1 protein-coding gene is annotated in these 895 nt (G+C 71.1%); it reads left to right on the top strand.

What is annotated here, in order from left to right:
• Nucleotides 1-19: 19 nt before the first annotated feature.
• The coding region (locus AC1D15_RS34760; protein ID WP_477829658.1) for a glycogen/starch/alpha-glucan phosphorylase at nt 20-895 on the top strand (876 nt) is incomplete at its 3' end.

The following is an 895-nucleotide window of genomic DNA, read 5'->3' as shown; positions in this document are numbered from 1 at the left end:
CACTGCAGGATCCCCGCCGATGAGCTCCCCCTCCATGACACAACAGATCACCCCCCAGCAGATGCAGGCCAGCCTCGACGAGCAGCTGCTGAAGACCGTCGGCGTCGCGCCGCCCGCCGCCACCCCGGTCGACCTGATGCACGGCGTGGCCCAGGTCGCACGCCAGCAGCTGTCGGAGCGCTGGGTCCAGACGCAGGCCATCGAGCGAACCGCGAAAGCCCGCCGCGTCTGCTACCTGTCGATGGAGTTCCTGATCGGCCGCACGCTGTCGAACGCGCTCGCGGCACTCGACCTGCGCGAACCGGCCGCCGCGGCCGTCGCCCTGCACGCGCAGACGCTCGAAGACGTGGCCGACCACGAGCCCGATGCCGCGCTCGGCAACGGCGGCCTGGGCCGGCTGGCCGCCTGCTTCCTCGACTCGATGGCCACGCTCGGCCTGCCGTCGTTCGGCTACGGCATCCGCTACGAGTACGGCATGTTCGCGCAAGGCATCGCGCACGGCCGCCAGGTCGAGCACCCCGACCCCTGGCTCGCCGACGGCACGCCGTGGGAGTTCCCGCGGCCCGGCATCAGCTACCCGGTGCGCTTCGGCGGCCATGTCGAGCAGCACATGCACGACGGCAAGACGCACCCGGTGTGGCGCCCGGCCGGCTCGGTCGAGGCCAAGGCCTACGACATGGTGATCCCCGGCCACGGCACGCAGAAGGTCAGCACGCTGCGCCTGTGGAAGGCGGCCGCGCCCGCCCACATCGACCTGAACGCCTTCAACACCGGCGACTACGCCCGCGCGGCCAGCGTCAAGAACGAGTACGAGAACATCTCGTGGGTGCTGTACCCGAACGACAGCACCCCGGCCGGCCGCGAGCTGCGGCTGCGCCAGGAGTACTTCTTCACC

It is taken from the genome of Rhizobacter sp. P2_H2 (genome assembly GCF_056403375.1).
Note: the sequence above shows the minus strand (reverse complement) of the source record. Positions and strands in the feature narration are given on the sequence as shown.